The sequence below is a fragment of the Pseudomonas sp. FP198 genome (assembly GCF_030687895.1).
GTDB lineage: Bacteria > Pseudomonadota > Gammaproteobacteria > Pseudomonadales > Pseudomonadaceae > Aquipseudomonas.
Genome location: NZ_CP117452.1, coordinates 482,620 through 500,044, shown reverse-complemented (window position 1 = coordinate 500,044; position 17,425 = coordinate 482,620). Strand labels below are relative to the sequence as shown.

Genomic DNA, 17,425 nt, shown 5'->3' with positions numbered 1-17,425 from the left:
TTTGCCCCGGACTACAGGGTCTTCATGAATTCGATCAAAGCCCGTTTGTCGACGTCCGACAGCTGCGTGCCGTACAGGTGGCCGCCGTTGTGGTTGCCCTCCAGGCGAGTGTCGTATTTGAAATCCGCCGACGCCTTCATCTGCGCGCCACTGGTGATGAAACCAACCTTCTGCGGGTCGTAGATGTCGGAACCGGTGTAGAACACTTGCGGGCGCTGCTCGGGTGTTTGCAGCAGATCCCACAGGGTCGGCACCGAACCGTTATGCAGGTACGGCGCGCGCAGCCAGATGCCGTCAGTGGGCGTATTGCTGTAGCTCTGGGTCTTGCGGTAGGCGCCAAAGTCGAACGGCGGTTTCTTGAAACCGTGGAAGGCCGTCACCAGCCCGGTGGTGAAGGAATTCAGCCGATGGGGATCGGTGCCCAACTGGTCGATGTTGGTGGTGACCTGGCCGGTGTCGCTGCGGCCGAAGTCGTGGCAACCGGCACAGTTCTGCTCCCAGATCGGTTTGCCCTGGGCGACTTTCGCCTGATCCAGGGCGAACGGCCAGGCCGGTGGCTTGTGGCCCAGCAACCAGTTGGTCACCCGGTTGAAGCTCGGCGGCAGCACCGATTCCGGCGTCGCGCCCACGGCCATGGCGGCGGCGTAGTTGCGTTCTTGGATCTTGTTGTTGTTGCCGTCCCAATGCAGGTACATGGACTCGCGGGGTTTCTGGTTCCACACCTGCGGCAAGTCCACGGTGCCGATGGTGGAATCATCCGGGAAGCCGAAGACCACCATCTTGGTCGGGTTGAACGTGTCGGTCCGCCCCGGTCCCTGGGCCGGACGCAGCTTCTGCCAGGCGTACGCCTGTTTCTGCTTGAGCAGCGCGCTCTTGGCCATCGGAATGATCAGGTAGCGGTTATAGAGCTTTTCGAAGAACCCCAGCTGGAACTTGCCGTTGATCGCCGCCATCACCGCGTCCGGGGTGAATTTCGGATCGCTGGCACACTCGTAGGCGAACCACTGGAAGGCTTGCAATTGCAGGGTGTTGGCCGGCGCGGCGGCGACCGGAACCGCTACGTCAGTGGCATTGGCCCGGTAGGAACCGGTGTGGCACAGCGCGCAGTTGGGCTCCACCGTGGGGTAACCGAGCTGCCGCTTGGCCATGCCGATGGGCAGGTCGTTGCCGTTTTCATAGAGGAAGCCGAACACCTCGTAACCGCCTGGCTTGGGCAGTTTTTCCGAGCACATCTGTGGCAGCACGGCGAACAGGTAGTAGGGAATCCGCGCTTCGATGCCCAGGCCGATGGCGGCGTATTTGTAATGATCTTCGTCGGAGGCGAAGTCCGGCTGCGGCACCTCGCGGATCATCTGATACCAGGTCTGGTAGCCGATGAAGCCAAGCACCAGCAGCACAATCAGCGCGCCAACCTTGAAGCCATGGCTTTGCCAGCGATGTGCCCAGCCTTCACGCCATTCACGCCAACCGGCCCGGAGCAAGGCCAGCGGACGATTGGCCGGCGGGCTGCCCAGATACAACAGCACGCCCAGGAGCAGGAACATGCCCAGGTCGCCCATCAACATCGGCACGAACAGTTGGCCCTGGTTGTTGGTGTTGATCAGGTAGATCCAGAACACCACCGCCACCAGGCGCGACAGTACGCACAACCACGAATGCACCACGAAACGCGGCGCGTTGAACCCCGAGGGCATGTAAAACAGGCTGATCCCCACCAGCAACATGCCGGCGTTTTCCAGCCAGGGATCGGACAGCACCGGCGGCAGGCCAAGCATGGAGGTCAGCAACGCCGGCGCGAACAGCGCCGGGATCGCGAAGACCATGTTCATGACGATTCCGATCCAGATGATGCGTTGGAACCAGCGGATACAAGTGTTCATGGCATCCTTTTCCTTAATTCCTGACTCACCACAAAACCCATGTGGCGAGGGAGCTTGCTCCCGCTGGGCCGCATAGCGGCCCCCAAGACTTCAAAAGCGACGACTGCTTCGCAGCCGAGCGGGAGCAAGCTCCCTCGCCACGGGACAGTCATACTTCAACCGAGCGCCGTCTTCTCCAGGTGCCCGAGGATGATCGGATACACATCCACCACCGCGTCCTTGCCGAACATGCAGTCGATGTGGCCGTAGCCGGGGACCTCATGACGGCTGAACAACTGCGGACCGTGCATCTCGCACAACCGCTCGTAGGTCTTGAGGGTGCTCTGCGGCAAGTAGCATTGGTTGTCGGCGCCGCTGATGAAGCAGATCGGCAACTTCAACCGATCGAAATGCGGCATGTAGACGTCGTTGCCCTTGAAGTCCACCAGGTGCCCCTTGCGCACGATCAGCGCCAGGTGCTCGAAGGTCTGGATGTTCGACTCGCCGAACAATTCATGCAGATTGTCGTGCAGGGTTTCGTTGAGGGTGTCGTGGCGGTACAGCGACGCATACATGAACGTGATGCGGTGGCAGACCGGATTGGTGCAGTAACCCTGGGCCTCGATCCGGGCATAGCCGTTGAGGGCCTTGTCGTAGAGTTTGTTGAACCAGCTTTCCTTGGTGTCGGCATAGGCCGTCATGGACTTGATGCCGATGGCATCGAGCATCCCCGGCAAATGCAAACCGGCCTTCAACCCGGTGGCGGTGGCGACCACCGTGTCGGCGGCGATCTGCGAGCAGACCACCGAGCGCACGCCCTGCAGGCCCGCCAGCATCGACATGAAGAACGTCGTCGCGCCGTAGCAATGCACTACGCATTGCACGTCACGAGCCGAGGTCGCCTGCTGTATCTGCCCGATAGCGGCCTTGAAGTCGTATTGGGCGACCTGATCGCCGTTCCATTCGTTTTTGCTGGCCGGCAGCAGGATACTCACCCGCAAATCCAGCAGCCAGACGTCGTACTCGTGCTTGCACAGGTACTCCAACAGGTTGGTGTGGATAGTGTCGGTGGAAAAGATATTCGAGCCCACGCCCAGGCCATGGACCAGCATCACCGGGCCCTTGCTGCCTGCCTGGTAGCGCGTCAGGCGCAGCTCGACGCGGTCTTCGGTCTGGAAAAAATGCACCACCGGGGCCGGTGCATCCAGCGGCCGTTTCAAGCGCGGCGGCGCGTCCGGATTGAAATAGACATCGCCGGCGAACACCCCGCCGTAACTCTCCCACAGGATGCCCGCGAAGAACTTGCCGAATCGCGCCAGCGCCTCCACCCGCTCACGCTCGTTGCGGGCGTTGAGCACTTTCATGGTGGTCATCTGCTTGGCAAAATCCGCCGGCAGGATGTGCATCACCCCCGAGCCGAGCACCGCGCCGGTCTTGTCCGGCCCGCGATAGAGCGTGACGTAGAGGGTGCTGGTGTCGTGCCAGATGTTCAGCACGCCGTTGTCCTCCGGCACCGTCTTGAACGCACTGAAGAAATAGTCGCTGCCGTCTTCGGCGGTCAGTTTCATGTCGTAGTTCATGTGCCGCACGCCGACCTGAGCCTGATACTGCTCGAACAGGTTGAACACGCCGTTGCTGGCGACCAACGGCTTCGCCGACAGCAGAGGCGCATCGAGCGTGCCCACCAGGGTCGCCGCGTGCTCCGGCTCCTTGATCAAACGATCAAGGTCGGCAGCAGTGATGGTCAGCGTAAATTCGATGGGCGAATTGTCAGCCTTGCCGCGCTTGGCAGCCTCCTCGTAAAGCGCCAGGTCGGTGCCCTGGGGTTGGGTGAAGGCGCTGGAAAAATAGCCCTTCATGGTTTCGGTGAACTGCACACCGAGGGTCGGTGCCGCCACTGGTTTGCGCGGGGCCGACGGCAGCGTGTAATCGATCAGCCAACCGCGATCGGCCGCCAGCAGGCCCATGTTGCGTTCACTCACCGCTGAAATGGTCAGCAGCGGATTGACCGCCAGGGACGTCGGGATCACCGAGCCGTCCGTCACGTACAGGCCTGGGTAGACGTCGGTGCCGCTGGCGCCACTGAACACCTGCCCCTTGTGATTGACCACGCCCTGGGCGGCGTCCTCGCCCATCACGCAACCGCCCAGTGGATGGACCGAGACAATGCTGTGCTTGAGCAGCTTGGTCCAGATCGGGTTTTCGACCCAGATCCCGCCCAGGGCCTTGGTGCTCTGGTGCAGACGCTCGTTGCCGAGGGTAACGTTTTCCTGCTCGCCGACACCGGACCAGTCGATGCGCAGCTGGTCCTTGTTGTCGAGGACCATGCGGCCCTTGCCGTTGTCATGGCTCATGATCAGGTAGGTCTGCATGTTATGCAGCGCGCCGTAGTACGGTCCGCGCAGGAAGCTTTCGGCTTCGCGCCCCTTGTACCTGAGGGCGGCACCGAAGCCGGTGTCGGTGGGCACGCCGATCATCTCGGCGAACGCCGCCATGCTCGGCACCATGGCCCGGCCGAGGGCGCCGGGGATCGAGCCTTCTTCGATGACCATGCGGCTGCGCCAGTCGCCTTCGGTGCGCATGTCGATCACCGAGGTGATGCACGGCCCCACCGGCTCCAGCTCCTTGGCCGAATGAGCGCCAAAACCGATGCCGTTGATGACCTGGTCGCAGTTGTGGCCGAAGCCGAGGATGTCACCGTTGCCGCTCATGTTCTCGCCCAACTGGGCAGACATCGACAGGCCCTTGTCCCGCGAGCGCAACATGATCTCGGTGGAGCCCAGGGTGCCGGCGGAGACCACGACGATATCGGCGCGCACGAACAGCGTTGGCGCCGAGAACATTTCGCGACCACTGTCCAGGTACTGGAAATGCACGATCCAGCCGTCGCCATCGCGCTCCAGGTGCCGCACCTCGGCCTGGCAGAAAATCTCCGTGCCATGGTTCCAGGCGTCCGGCAGATAATTCATCAGCGTGGTGTTCTTGGCCTTGTTGTTACAGCCCGAGACGCAGTCGCCACAGCCGTTGCACGGCAACTGCTCGACACCGACGTGGTTGAGGTTGTTCGGCAACTTGTCGAAAGTCACGTTGATCGGCGGCTTGTAGAAATGCGCGCCCTGCTTGAGGTAATCAGCGGATTTTTTATGGGCGTCGAGCTTGGGCAGGTTCGGCGAGGACGCCGGATACGGGTTGGGCTTGAGCATTTCCCGAGCCCGCGCGTAGCCGTCCTGGAGCAACGTGTCGCGGTGCTCGCGCATCGCCAGCGGCCAGCGCGGATCCTCGAACACGCCAGGCTCGGCTTCCAGGGCGACGTTGGCGTTGATCAACGACGTGCCGCCCAGGCCACACCCGACCACCACGTTCTGCTGGGCGTTGACATGCAGGTCGAACAGCCCGGTACGCGAACCGATGTGGCCGTCGGGGTCGTGTACCTGCAACTCCTCGGTGGCGGCGAGCAACGTATTGGGGTATTCGCCCGGCTGGATTTCCCGGCCACGTTCCAGCAGGCAGACCTTGCGCCCGGCCCGGGACAGACGCGACGCGGCAATGCCGCCGCCGTAGCCGGAACCGATGACGATAACGTCGTAGTGTTCCTTGATTTCACTGATGGGGGTCGATATCCGTGTCATGTTCAAGTCCTCTCAGGCAGAAGGGGCAACTCTGCGGTTGCCTGTAGTTTCAAGGCGCACGAACGCCTGGCCGCTATCCCGTTCGGGTTGAAGCGGCAGTCAACGGTGTTGATGGAAGGGAACCTCAGGCGCTATAGGCGTGCACGCTGATTGGCGGCACGCCGACCGTTGCGCCGGGGTAACGAGGTCATGGGGGTGGGCATGCACGTCGGGGTTGAAGCGGGGTACAAATTGGGGGGCTTGCTATCCATCATGCGTTCTCCCTGAACCGGCATGGATAAAGTCGCGCTGTCCTTGTGCCATGAGTGAAGACAGGCGACACCCATACGTCAAGGCGGTTCCTTAGAACTGTATGAAATTTGATCTATCGCGTTCCGCGCTAAGCCCGCCGTGACTTGTAGCGTTCGACGAACAAGTTATCCACATGGCAACCCACAGCTAATGGGGACAAGTATCGGGGTGATCTGGATTTTGTCAGGGCGAATGTGAATAAAATCCGTGACTTATTCGCAAACAGCCGTTTGAAGGCTGATTGACCACTTTTTGATCAATACCCCGTAAGCCCCGCACAGCGTGCCCTGGAGGACAGAGCGAACATGTTATCCACAGAAGCGCCAACAGCGTTTGGGGGTAATTTGACGACTTTGTGGAAAACCGGCTGAGCAGCCACTAACCCGGTGTTATTGCGGTGGTTTTTCTACTTGGAGACTATGATTGATCATTAATCGATCAACTCGATGGAAGCCCCGTACTGCATGGGTTGCAGCGTTGAGCGAACATCTTATCCACAGAAGCGCCAACAGAGATTGGGGGCAAGTCTGGCTTGGAAAGCTGCGTTGCTCGCAGATAAAAGCCAATAAAAACCGCAAGTTAGACTGGTTGTTTTTTGAGCGAAAGTCTACAGAGGCCGATTCACGTGGGATGCAGCGAGGGGCGAACAGGTTATCCACAGTTGGACACACAGGGATTGTGGGTAACCAGGAGATTTCGCCAGGCACAACACTCACATGCGCCGCCGGTCCCTGTGGGAGCGAGCTTGCTCGCGATGGCGGACTATGAGCCCCATCATCGTTAACTGACAGACCGCTATCGCGAGCAAGCTCGCTCCCACAGGGAACCTGGGCGTTCGAGGGATTAGCGAACCACCCCTTCCTCCACCAGCAGCTTCAAAATCGCCTCGGCCCCCGCTTCCGGGGTGACACCCTTGAGCACCTGCCCACCGCCGCCGCTGGCCTTGGCCGTGGCGGCTTTCATGCGGTCGGCGCCGCTCTTGGCCTTGATGACCTTCAGGCGCTTGGGCCGTGGCTTGGCCGGTTGCAGGGTTGCCACCGCCAGCAGGGTGTCGTCGACCACTTCGACTTCCTCCGCCTGCAACGCCCCACGCCGCGCCGGGCCATAAGCGCTCTGCCGTGGTTTCGGCGCGGCGTTATCCACAGTGGCCAGGAACGGCAGGCGCACCTTGAGCCGACGGCGCTGACCGCGGGGCAAGGCTTGCAGCACCAGGGCCACGCCGTTGTCGATGGATTCGACCTGGGCCAACCCCACCACCAACGGCCAACCGAGGTTTTCCGCCAGCAGAAACGGCAACATGCCCGAGCCTTCACCGGTTTCCGCCTGGCTGCCGGTGAGCACCACTTGGGCGCCAGCGTCTCGCAGATATTCGGTCAACGCCGGCAGCGCATCGGCGCCCTCCGGATTATCCAACACGTGCAGCTCATCCAGGCCCATGCCCAGGTAGGCGCGCAGTGCCGGTTCGGCCACGTCGCCGGCATGCAGCACTTGCAGTTCATTGCCGGCCAGTTGCAGGCCCAGCTCCACGGCGCGGGCGTCCTGTTCGGCGCGCCGGGGCCGACCAGAGGTCGGGTGGGCGCCGATGGAGACGAGGCTGATCACTTGGGTACTCATGCACGTTTCCTTAGCTTAAGCCGCATCGCGCCTGGCTTCGTTGCGGTAAGCCTCTACCGCCGCGATCAGGGCCTGGAGAATCGCCGCGCTGTCGCCGATCACCGACAAGTCCGCGCGCTTGATCATGTCGCAGCCCGGATCAAGGTTGATCGCCACCACCTTGTCGCAGGCACCGATGCCTTGCAGGTGCTGGATCGCCCCGGAAATCCCCACGGCCACGTAGACCCGTGCGGTGACCCAGGTGCCGCTGGCGCCCACCTGACGGTCGCGGGCCATGAAACCGTCGTCCACCGCCACCCGCGAAGCGCCTTCGGTCGCGCCCAAGGCCGCCGCGGTTCTGTGGAAAAGCTCCCAGTCCTTGACGCCGTTGCCCCCGGAGAAAATGAATTCGGCCTCGGCCATCGGGATCGCGCCCGGATCCACCGCCACCGCACCAAGATCCTCGATCCGCGACAAGCTGCGCGCCACGCTTGTGGATAACTCCACCGGCAAGGCTTCGTGGCGGGTTTCGCTAACCGGCTCGGCGCATTCGGCCGCTGCCAGGATCAGTCGCGCCAACGGCCGAGCCAGGTCTTGCAGGCCCGCACCGGCACGGCCGATGCACTCTTCGCCCTTGACCTGCCAGACACGAGTGGCCGGGCGTTCGCCCAGGGCCGCGGCGAAGCGCCGGCCCAGTTCGCCGCCACCGCTGCGGCTGTCAGGCAACAGCCAGTGGCGTGGGTTGAACTGGTTATCCACAGCCCGCAGGCCTTGGACCCGTTGTTCCGGTGCATAACCGCTGAATTCCTCGCCCTCAAGCACCAGCAAGCGGTCCACGCCCGCCGTGGCGAATGCATTTTCCTTATGCTCGCCAAAGACCACCGCCAGGACCGCACCTTCGCTGCCGGCCAACTGATGGGCCAGGCCCAACAGGTCGCGGTCGTGACTGCTGAGACGGCCACCGACCATGTCCGGGACCACGCTGATGTAGAACGCCGGTTGCGGCACCTGGTGCAGCGGCAACTGCACTTCAGTGGCCGCAGTGCGCTTGGTTGCGCCGCCCTGCTGGGCACCGCTGCGGTCGATGCGCTTGATGCCGTTGGGGCCGATGAAGCCGACCCCATGGACGTTCTTGCGAATGACGCCGTTAGGGCCCATCCAGCTGTGCTGCACCGGTTGCATGGCCGCGTGCAGCGGGTGCAGCCGGTTACGGGCGATCCACTCGGCGCGAGGGTCGCGGCGGATGATGTCGCTCATCAATGCACCTCCGCAGGTTCACGTTTGGCCGGAGCCACGGGTTTGCTCGGGGTCGTATCCTCGAGCAGCGCATCGGCCACCAGTTCGGCAATGTCCTTGATCATCGGTCGTGGTTCGACCACGCCCTCCAGCATTGCGGTGCACTGTGGACAACCCACGGCCACCAGTTCGGCGCCGGTTTCGCGGATGTCTTCCATGCGCATGTCAGGAATACGCTGTTTGCCCGGAATGTCGGTGATCGGCGCACCGCCACCGCCGCCGCAGCAACGGGAACGGAAACCGGAACGCTGCATCTCCTTGACCTCGATGCCCAGCGCACGCAGCACCTGGCGCGGAGCCTCGTATTCGCCGTTGTAGCGGCCCAGGTAGCAAGGGTCGTGATAAGTCACGCTGTCGCCCTTGTGCTGGCCGAGGTTCAGCGCGCCGGCGTCGATGATTTCCGCCAGGTAGGTGCTGTGGTGCTGCACCAGGTAGTTGCCATCAAAGGCGCCGTATTCGTTTTTCAACACGTGGAAGCTGTGGGGGTCGCAGGTGACGATGCGGTTGAAGCTGTATTTGGCCAGGGTCTGGATGTTGCGCTTGGCCAATAGCTGGAACGTTGCTTCATCGCCGAGGCGTCGGGCCACGTCGCCACTGTCGCGCTCTTCGAGGCCGAGCACGGCGAAATCGATTTTCGCCGCCTTGAGGATTTTGACGAAGGCGCGCAAGGTGCGCTGGTTACGCATGTCGAAGGCACCGTCGCCGACCCAGAACAGCACGTCGGCGGATTTTTTCTCGCTGAGCAGATTCAGGTTCAGGTCCGCCGCCCAGTTCATCCGCCCGCCCGGGGCGAAGCCGCCAGGGTTGTCCGTGGCGATGAGGTTTTCCAGCACCTCGGCGCCCTTGTTCGGCGTGGCGCCTTTTTCCAGGGTCAGGTGCCGGCGCATGTCGACGATGGCGTCGACGTGCTCGATCATCATCGGGCACTCCTCGACACACGCCCGGCAAGTGGTGCAGGACCACAGCGTCTCGGCGTCCACCAGACCATTGACGATCGGCTGGTGCGGATTACCGCCGTGCTCGCCGACGGGTTTGCCTGGGTAAGGACTGCCGGCGAACTTCGCATCGGTGCCGCCGGCCAGGCCGACGACCATGTCCTGGATGAGCTTTTTCGGGTTCAGCGGCTGGCCGGCGGCGAACGCCGGGCAGGCCGCTTCGCACTTGCCGCACTGCACGCAAGCGTCAAAGCCGAGCAGTTGGTTCCAGGTGAAATCCTTGGGTTTTTCCACGCCCAGCGGTGCGGCGGGGTCGGTCAGGTCCAGCGGCTTCAAGCCAGTGGAACGGCCACCACCAAAGCGCTCGGCACGACGGTGCCAGGCCAGGTGCAGGGCACCGGCGAAGGCGTGCTTCATCGGCCCGCCCCAGGTCATGCCGAAGAACAATTCCGACACGCCCCACAACACGCCGACGCCCAGGATCGCCGCCACCAGCCAACCACCGAAGTTTTCCGGCAGGATGCCCGCCACCGGCAAGGTCACCAGGAAGAACGACGCCGAGAAGGCCAGCAGGCTTTTCGGCAGGCGCATCCACGGGCCTTTCGACAAACGCGCTGGCGGGTTGCGCCGACGCAGGTACATGAAGATCGCGCCAACGAACATCACCGCCGACATCAGCAGCAACGCATAGCCGAGGAAGCGGTTATGCAGGCCAAACCCGTGGACCAGGATCGCCAACACAATCGACGCCACCGCACCACCGGCCGTGGCGACGTGGGTGTTGGCAATGTATTTGTCCCGCGCCACCACATGGTGCAAATCCACCATGTAGCGCTTGGGCATGGCAAAGAGGCCACCGATCAGGTCGACCTTGGCCGGTCGTCCCCGGCGCCACATGTTTACCCGCCGCAAGGCGCCAAGGACCGCGAGGCCGATGGCTGCGAACAGCAGGATTGGAAGAAGGGTGTTCAACATAGGTGTTGCTCCCAAAGACCTCAGGGTCTTGCAGGTCGAGATGCCTTACTCGGTGCCTGTGGGAGCGAGCTTGCTCGCGATTGCATTCTGTCAGTCACATTTGCATTGACTGACCCACCGCTTTCGCGAGCAAGCTCGCTCCCACAGGATCATGTGCAAGCCGTTAGAAATCCTTGCACAACCGCAGGGCGTCGTAGATGGCCGCATGGGTATTACGCTGGGCCACGCAGTCGCCGATGCGGAACAGCAGGTAGCCATCGCCACTCTGCTCCAGGCATGGCTGCGGCTTGATCGCGAACAAGGCTTCGACGTCGATCTGGCCCTTGTTGCGCGAACCTTCCTTCAGCGCGTAGTAGATTTCTTCGTCCGGCCGCACGCCGTTCTCCACCACCACCTGGTCCACCACACGTTCTTCCTTGGCGCCGGTGTATTCGTTCTCCAGCACTGCCACCAGCTTGTCGCCTTCGCGGTAGACCTTCTCCAGCATCATGTCCCCGGTCATGATCACTTCCTTGGGGTACATGCTGCGGTAGTAGGTCGGGAACGACGTCCCGCCAATGGCCACGCCTGGCTTGATATCGTCGGTGACGATCTCGACCTGGCTGCCCTTGTCGGCGAGGAAGTCCGCCACCGACATGCCGGTGAACTCGCAGATGGTGTCGTAGACCAGCACGTTCTTGCCCGGTGCAACCTTGCCGTCGAGCACGTCCCAGCTGCTGACCACCAACCCTTCGGCGGCGCCCCAGTGCTCGTTCTGCTCGACGTTCGGGTGGCCGCCAACCGCCAGCACCACCACGTCCGGACGCAAATCCATGATGGTTGGCGCATCCGCCGCCACGCCCAGGCGCAGGTCGACTTTCAGCCGCGCCAGCTCCAGCTGGAACCAGCGGGTGATACCGGCGATCTGGTCCCGTTGCGGGGCTTTCGAGGCGGTGGTGATCTGTCCGCCGATGAACTCCTTCTTCTCGAACAGCGTCACGTCGTGCCCACGCTCGGCGGCCACGCGCGCCGCTTCCATCCCGGCCGGGCCGGCACCGACCACCACGACTTTGCGTTTCGGCCCGGTGGATTTCTCGATGATGTGCGGCACGCCCATGTATTCACGGGAGGTCGCAGCGTTCTGGATGCACAGCACGTCCAGGCCCTGATACTGGCGGTCGATGCAGTAGTTGGCGCCGACGCACTGCTTGATCTGGTCGATCTGGCCCATCTTGATCTTGGCGATCAGGTGCGGATCGGCGATGTGGGCGCGGGTCATGCCGACCATGTCGACGTAGCCGCCCTCGAGGATCCGCGTGGCCTGGTTCGGGTCCTTGATGTTCTGCGCATGCAGCACCGGAACCTTGACCACTTCCTTGATACCGGCGGCCAGGTGCAGGAACGGCTCCGGTGGATAACTCATGTTCGGAATGACGTTGGCCAGGGTGTTATGGGTGTCGCAACCCGAGCCCACCACGCCGATGAAATCGAGCATGCCGGTGTCGTCGTAGTACTTGGCGATCTGCTTCATGTCCTCGTGGGACAAGCCGTCCGGGTGGAACTCGTCACCGCACAGGCGCATGCCCACGCAGAAATCGTCACCCACTTCGGCGCGCACGGCCTTCAACACTTCCAGGCCGAACTTCATCCGGCCTTCGAAACTGCCGCCCCACTCGTCGGTGCGCTTGTTGACCCGTGGGCTCCAGAACTGGTCGATCATGTGCTGGTGCACGGCGGACAGCTCGACGCCGTCCAGGCCACCGGCCTTGGCCCGGCGCGCGGCCTGGGCGTAGTTGCCGATCACCCGCCAGATTTCTTCCGGCTCGATGGTCTTGCAGGTCGCACGATGCACCGGCTCACGCACGCCGGACGGTGACATCAGGGTCGGCCAGTTGAAACCGTCCCAACGCGAGCGACGACCCATGTGGGTAATCTGGATCATGATCTTGGCGCCATGCTTGTGCATGGCGTCGGCCAGGTTCTGGAAGTGCGGGATGATGCGGTCGGTGGACAGGTTCACCGAACTCCACCATTCCTGCGGGCTGTCGATGGCAACCACGGACGAGCCGCCGCAGATTGCCAGGCCGATGCCGCCCTTGGCCTTCTCTTCGTAATATTTCACATAGCGGTCGGTGGTCATGCCGCCGTCGGTGGCGTAGACCTCGGCGTGCGCGGTGCTGAGCACGCGGTTGCGGATGGTCAGCTTGCCGATCTGGATCGGCTGGAACATTGCTTCAAAAGCCATGGCGCGATCCTCGACTTACAACGGCTTGACGATGAACAGGCCGTCGTCGTGGCCTTCTTCGGAACCGCCGTAGACCTGCTCGGCCACGGTGCGGATCTGGCTGCCGCGAGCGGCGAGAATCTGATCCATGGCGCCGGCGAACCAGCCGGTGAACATGTAGTCGACCTTGCGCCCGACCTTGCCGTACACGTAGACGAACGCCGAATGCTCGAGCTTGACGCTGGCGGTGCCTTTGTCCAGGTCGATGTCCTGGATCTTGAACAGGCCCCAGCCACGCTGGGACAGGCGCTTCATGTAATGCTCGAACACCGCGACGCCTTCCAGGCCGTGACATTCGGCTTCTTTTTCACACCAGTGCCAGGCGGATTTGTAGCCGGCCTTGTAGAGGATTTCGGCGTAGGCATCGGCGCCCAGCACTTCCTCGATGCCCATGTGGTTGTTGACGAAGAAGTGACGCGGCACGTACAGCATCGGCAGGGCGTCGGAAGTCCAGACACCGGTTTCGCTGTCGACTTCGATTGGCAGTTGCGGGGCGATCTTGGCCATGAAAACGTGACTCCGGAAATTCGTGATGTGCCTGCGGCGCGAGTGGCCGCAGGTAGAGGATTCGGTGACGCGGCGGGGTTTATTCGCCCCAGACGTCTTTCAAAATGTTCACCCAGTTCTCGCCCATGATCTTGCGCACCACCCGCTCCGGGTGACCGCGCTTGAGCAGCGTCTCGGTGAGATTCGGGAATTCGCCCACGGTGCGGATGCCCAGGGGGTTGATGATCTTGCCGAAGCTGGTCAGACGACGGGCATAACCCTTGTCGTGGGTCAGCATCTCGAAGAAATCCTGGCCATGGCCCTGGGTGAAGTCGGTGCCGATGCCGATGGCGTCTTCGCCGACGATGTTCATGGTGTATTCGATAGCTTCGGCGTAGTCGTCGATGGTCGAATCGATGCCCTTGGCCAGGAACGGCGCGAACATGGTCACGCCGACGAAACCGCCGTGGTCGGCGATGAACTTCAATTCCTCATCGGACTTGTTGCGTGGGTGCTCTTTCAGACCGGACGGCAGGCAGTGGGAGTAGCAGACCGGCTTCTTCGATTCGAGAATGACTTCTTCGGAAGTCTTGGAGCCAACGTGGGACAGGTCGCACATGATGCCGACGCGGTTCATCTCGGCGACGATTTCACGACCGAAGCCCGACAGGCCGCCGTCGCGCTCGTAGCAGCCGGTGCCCACCAGGTTCTGGGTGTTGTAGCACATCTGCACCACGCCGACGCCCAGCTGCTTGAAGATCTCGACATAGCCGAGCTGGTCCTCGAAGGCATGGGCGTTCTGGAAGCCGAAGATGATGCCGGTCTTGCCCTGCTCCTTGGCGCGACGGATGTCGGCGGTGGTCTTCACCGGGATCACCAGGTCGCTGTTTTCGCGGATCAGTTTCTGGCTGGCGACGATGTTGTTGATGGTGGCCTGAAAACCTTCCCACACCGACACGGTGCAGTTGGCTGCGGTCAGGCCGCCCTTGCGCATGTCTTCGAACAGGTCACGGTTCCACTTGGCAATGATCAGCCCGTCGATAACGATGCTGTCGGCGTGCAATTCGGCTGGGCTCATCAGGCAGTCCCCTTGTTGGCGATTCATGCGCCGAATCGTGTGCCGGCGCTTTGGGGCCAGCATATGCCTGAGGGCCGTCGCGACCGGGTGCAAAAACGACAGGGGAATTGCCGAAAGCGTCAATCCGCGACAATGGGCTGCGACAGGCCCACCCTGCCCATCTGTTCTTTACCCGGCGCTTGCGCCAGAATCCGCTGCACCACTGGATTCAACCGGACTCGAGCGACAACCGATGAAATTGATTTTCTTCGCCCTGGCACTGATCAGCACCGTCGCCCACGCGACCGAAGACACCGAACCCAACCCCTGCGACGAAGTTGAAAACGACGTCCAGACCCTGGCCTGTTCGGCCTACGGCAAAGCCGCCGCCGAACAATTGCTCAACGAAAACCTGCAAAGCCTCAACGAACGCCTGCAAACCCGCTACGCCAGCGACAAGGCCCAGCTCAACGACATCAGCGCCAAGATCAAGGCCGCCCAGCAACTGTGGCAAAAGCAGCGCGAAGCCGACTGCGCGATCGCCGCCTTCCCGGCCAAACCCGGCAGCGACGCCTACAAAATCGCCGAAAACGACTGCATGGCCCAGGTGAGCGATGACCGGTCGGAGTTTTTGGAGTCGATTGGGCAGGAATAAATTGGGCGCAACATCCCGACACCGTCCGGCCGTTGGTCCTGGAAGAGATATAAGTCAGGATTCGCAAATCTTATAAAAGACTTATATCCTTTCATGAGCACAATCCTCTGGACCAGAAAGGCCGTTAAACAACTTCTGAAACTGCACTCGGTCCATCAGGTGCAGGTTCGGGACGCCGTGTCGGCACTCGCCCAGATGCCTGACGTGGTGAACGTCAAGGCGCTTGCCGGCCATGACTATGCGTACCGTCTACGGGTAGGCAGTTATCGAGTCATGTTCGATTGGGACGGGGCGATCAAGGTCGTCAGCATTCAAGAGGTCAAGAAACGCGATGAACGTACCTACTGACATTCAGATCATCAACGACGCAGACGGAAATCCTGCTTTTGTGGTCATTCCGTATGCGCAATACGTTGCGCAGAAATTGGAACCCGATCTGATTCCTCATGAAGTCGTTAGCCGCATCGTCGACGGCGCCACGCCCATACGCGCCTGGCGCGAGCATTTGAACCTGACCCAAGACGAAGTTGCCAAGCGTCTCGGTATTTCCCAACCGGCGTTTGCCCAGCAAGAATCTGTGGCCAAACCTCGCCGAGCTACACGAGAAAAGATTGCCTCTGCCTTTGGCATCCATGCTGATCAACTGGAGCTATAGATTCGCGAGGCGTTGAGCCTCAAGGTGGGTAAACTGGCGCTCCAGACCACCCGAATCCAAGGCCCGAGCATGATCATCTGCGGCATCGAAATCAAAGGCAGCGAAGCGATCATCGCCGTTGCCTCGCTGGACCAGCAGGCGTTAAGCCACGTCGCGCTGAGCACCAAGAAAATCGCCCTCGACGACGATGACGAAGCCGCTAACGTCAAGGCCTTTGCCGCGCAGGTTCGAGCGTTCGTGACGGACAACGGCATCGAACGCATCGCCATCAAGAAACGCAGCAAGAAAGGTGAATTCGCCGGCGGGCCGACCACGTTCAAGATCGAGGGCATTTTCCAGTTGCTGGAAGGTTGCGAGGTGACGCTGCTGTCGCCGCAGACCATCAACGCGCAAAGCAAGAAACACGACTTCGCCCTGCCGGCGACGCTGAACAAATATCAGCATGAGGCGTACAAGGCAGCCTGCTCGGCACTGATGAAGAAATAGACCTTTTTCAGGCGACCACAGCCCCCCGTGGCGAGGGAGCTTGCTCCCGCTGGGCTGCGCAGCGGCCCCGAAACCCGGCACCCTGGTGTGTCAGGTTGATTGAGTCGATGACATTAGGACTGCTTCGCAGCCCAGCGGGAGCAAGCTCCCTCGCCACGGTGTACTTCCAGACTATGAAAACCTGTCAAACCACCTCCCGCTCATCCCCCTGCCGTCGCCGATCTTCCCGAGGACACCGGGCAAACCGTGCCCGATAGCTACGGGTGAAGTACGACGGCGACTCGAACCCGCAGGCGATGCTCACCTCCAGCACGCTCATGTCGGTCTGACGCAGCAGTTGCCGGGCCTTTTCCAGGCGCAGCCGCAGGTAGAAGTTGCTCGGGGTATCGTTCAGGTGCAGGCGGAACAGGCGCTCCAGCTGACGCCGCGTCACGTTGATCGACTCGGCCAGGGCCAGGGTGCTCAAGGGCGGTTCGCTATGGGCCTCCATCTCGCCGATGACCTGCACCAGCTTCTTGTTGCGAATGCCGTAGCGCGTGGCGATTTCCATGCGCTGGTGATCCTTGCGCGGACGAATGCGACCGAGCACGAATTGCTCGCTGACCTGGATCGCCAGCTCCGGGCCGTGGGCCTGGCCGATCAGGTCGAGCATCAGGTCGATGGAGGCAGTGCCGCCGGCGCAAGTGATGCGACGGCGATCGATCTCGAACAGTTCCTGGGTCACGCCGAGCTGTGGATAAGATTCCTTGAACGCCTCGATCGCCTCCCAGTGCAGTGTCACCCGGTGGCCATCCAGCAGCCCCGCCTCGGCCAGGACCACGCTGCCGGTGTCGATACCGCCAAGGATCACACCTTCATTGTCGAGTCGATGCAACCAGCGCTCCAACGCCGGGCTGGCAAATTTCAACGGCTCGAAACCCGCCACGACCCACAGCGTCGCCCCCTTCTTCAGCGGCTCCAGCGCGGCGTCGGCGTTGACCGACATGCCGTTGCTCGCCAGCACCGCACCGCCATCGGCGCTCAGTACATGCCAGCGGTACAGCTCGCCGCGAAAACGGTTGGCGACCCGCAAGGGCTCGATGGCCGAGATGAAACCGATGGCCGAGAAACCCGGCATCAACAAGAAATAGAAATCCTGGGACATGGAGCGCACTCGGTTGACGGGCAGCGTGCGGACCTTGATACGCCAGTTGCAAGCGTCCTTCAAGCGCACAGGTCGCTGCAGTGCAAGAGCAGGTCGCCGCT

At 62.0% G+C, this 17,425-nt stretch carries 13 protein-coding genes; 4 read left to right on the top strand and 9 right to left on the bottom strand.

Annotation, left to right across the window (positions count from 1 at the left end; genetic code table 11):
- Positions 1-11 precede the first annotated feature (11 nt).
- The 8 genes from PSH78_RS02370 to PSH78_RS02335 form a co-directional block, all read right to left on the bottom strand.
- Positions 12-1,880: a hypothetical protein gene (locus PSH78_RS02370; protein WP_305498301.1), complete on the bottom strand. Its 1,869-nt coding sequence runs from the start codon at positions 1,878-1,880 to the stop codon at positions 12-14.
- A gap of 155 nt (positions 1,881-2,035) precedes the next feature.
- The gene (locus tag PSH78_RS02365) at positions 2,036-5,488 is read right to left on the bottom strand and encodes a GMC oxidoreductase (protein ID WP_305498300.1); all 3,453 of its coding nucleotides are present in this window, start codon (positions 5,486-5,488) and stop codon (positions 2,036-2,038) included.
- A 1,134-nt stretch (positions 5,489-6,622) separates the two neighbouring features.
- Positions 6,623-7,393, bottom strand: coding sequence for an electron transfer flavoprotein subunit beta (locus tag PSH78_RS02360; RefSeq protein ID WP_305498298.1), 771 nt, complete (start codon positions 7,391-7,393; stop codon positions 6,623-6,625).
- A 15-nt stretch (positions 7,394-7,408) separates the two neighbouring features.
- The gene (locus PSH78_RS02355; protein WP_305498297.1) at positions 7,409-8,629 is read right to left on the bottom strand and encodes an electron transfer flavoprotein subunit alpha/FixB family protein; all 1,221 of its coding nucleotides are present in this window, start codon (positions 8,627-8,629) and stop codon (positions 7,409-7,411) included.
- Positions 8,629-10,578, bottom strand: coding sequence for a dimethylglycine demethylation protein DgcB (gene dgcB, locus PSH78_RS02350; protein ID WP_305498295.1), 1,950 nt, complete (start codon positions 10,576-10,578; stop codon positions 8,629-8,631). Before dgcB ends, PSH78_RS02355 begins: the two co-directional genes overlap by 1 nt.
- 163 nt (positions 10,579-10,741) lie before the next feature.
- The gene (gene dgcA / locus PSH78_RS02345; RefSeq protein WP_305498294.1) at positions 10,742-12,802 is read right to left on the bottom strand and encodes a dimethylglycine demethylation protein DgcA; all 2,061 of its coding nucleotides are present in this window, start codon (positions 12,800-12,802) and stop codon (positions 10,742-10,744) included.
- Between the two features lie 15 nt (positions 12,803-12,817).
- Positions 12,818-13,348, bottom strand: a complete 531-nt coding sequence (locus PSH78_RS02340; protein WP_018612374.1) for a DUF5943 domain-containing protein — start codon at positions 13,346-13,348, stop codon at positions 12,818-12,820.
- A 79-nt stretch (positions 13,349-13,427) separates the two neighbouring features.
- Complete coding sequence (locus PSH78_RS02335) at positions 13,428-14,405, bottom strand: dipeptidase (protein WP_305501166.1); 978 nt, start codon at positions 14,403-14,405, stop codon at positions 13,428-13,430.
- 232 nt (positions 14,406-14,637) lie between these two features.
- On the opposite strand from PSH78_RS02335, the gene PSH78_RS02330 reads away from it, so the two are divergent.
- The 4 genes from PSH78_RS02330 (at position 14,638) to PSH78_RS02315 (ending at position 16,180) form a co-directional block, all read left to right on the top strand.
- Positions 14,638-15,039 (top strand): lysozyme inhibitor LprI family protein, encoded by a 402-nt coding sequence (locus tag PSH78_RS02330; RefSeq protein ID WP_305498293.1) that lies wholly within the window; start codon positions 14,638-14,640, stop codon positions 15,037-15,039.
- 93 nt (positions 15,040-15,132) lie between these two features.
- The gene (locus PSH78_RS02325) at positions 15,133-15,387 is read left to right on the top strand and encodes a type II toxin-antitoxin system RelE/ParE family toxin (RefSeq protein WP_305498292.1); all 255 of its coding nucleotides are present in this window, start codon (positions 15,133-15,135) and stop codon (positions 15,385-15,387) included.
- Positions 15,371-15,694 carry a helix-turn-helix domain-containing protein gene (locus tag PSH78_RS02320; protein ID WP_305498291.1) on the top strand — a complete coding sequence of 108 codons (324 nt, stop codon included), beginning with the start codon at positions 15,371-15,373 and terminating at the stop codon, positions 15,692-15,694. Before PSH78_RS02325 ends, PSH78_RS02320 begins: the two co-directional genes overlap by 17 nt.
- A gap of 69 nt (positions 15,695-15,763) precedes the next feature.
- The gene (locus PSH78_RS02315) at positions 15,764-16,180 is read left to right on the top strand and encodes a DUF3010 family protein (protein ID WP_305501164.1); all 417 of its coding nucleotides are present in this window, start codon (positions 15,764-15,766) and stop codon (positions 16,178-16,180) included.
- 184 nt (positions 16,181-16,364) lie between these two features.
- Here PSH78_RS02315 and PSH78_RS02310 read toward each other — a convergent pair whose 3' ends face one another.
- Positions 16,365-17,324, bottom strand: coding sequence for a GlxA family transcriptional regulator (locus tag PSH78_RS02310; protein ID WP_305498290.1), 960 nt, complete (start codon positions 17,322-17,324; stop codon positions 16,365-16,367).
- Positions 17,325-17,425: the final 101 nt, after the last annotated feature.

What these genes read in the sequence shown, in the direction of transcription:
- PSH78_RS02355 (WP_305498297.1), bottom strand. Translation starts at nt 8,629, where the DNA reads ATGAGCGACATCATCCGCCGCGACCCTCGCGCCGAGTGGATCGCCCGT.
- PSH78_RS02370 (WP_305498301.1), bottom strand. Translation starts at nt 1,880, where the DNA reads ATGAACACTTGTATCCGCTGGTTCCAACGCATCATCTGGATCGGAATC.
- dgcB (WP_305498295.1), bottom strand. Translation starts at nt 10,578, where the DNA reads ATGTTGAACACCCTTCTTCCAATCCTGCTGTTCGCAGCCATCGGCCTC.
- PSH78_RS02310 (WP_305498290.1), bottom strand. Translation starts at nt 17,324, where the DNA reads ATGTCCCAGGATTTCTATTTCTTGTTGATGCCGGGTTTCTCGGCCATC.
- PSH78_RS02360 (WP_305498298.1), bottom strand. Translation starts at nt 7,393, where the DNA reads ATGAGTACCCAAGTGATCAGCCTCGTCTCCATCGGCGCCCACCCGACC.
- PSH78_RS02325 (WP_305498292.1), top strand. Translation starts at nt 15,133, where the DNA reads ATGAGCACAATCCTCTGGACCAGAAAGGCCGTTAAACAACTTCTGAAA.
- PSH78_RS02330 (WP_305498293.1), top strand. Translation starts at nt 14,638, where the DNA reads ATGAAATTGATTTTCTTCGCCCTGGCACTGATCAGCACCGTCGCCCAC.
- PSH78_RS02340 (WP_018612374.1), bottom strand. Translation starts at nt 13,348, where the DNA reads ATGGCCAAGATCGCCCCGCAACTGCCAATCGAAGTCGACAGCGAAACC.
- PSH78_RS02335 (WP_305501166.1), bottom strand. Translation starts at nt 14,405, where the DNA reads ATGAGCCCAGCCGAATTGCACGCCGACAGCATCGTTATCGACGGGCTG.
- PSH78_RS02315 (WP_305501164.1), top strand. Translation starts at nt 15,764, where the DNA reads ATGATCATCTGCGGCATCGAAATCAAAGGCAGCGAAGCGATCATCGCC.
- dgcA (WP_305498294.1), bottom strand. Translation starts at nt 12,802, where the DNA reads ATGGCTTTTGAAGCAATGTTCCAGCCGATCCAGATCGGCAAGCTGACC.
- PSH78_RS02365 (WP_305498300.1), bottom strand. Translation starts at nt 5,488, where the DNA reads ATGACACGGATATCGACCCCCATCAGTGAAATCAAGGAACACTACGAC.
- PSH78_RS02320 (WP_305498291.1), top strand. Translation starts at nt 15,371, where the DNA reads ATGAACGTACCTACTGACATTCAGATCATCAACGACGCAGACGGAAAT.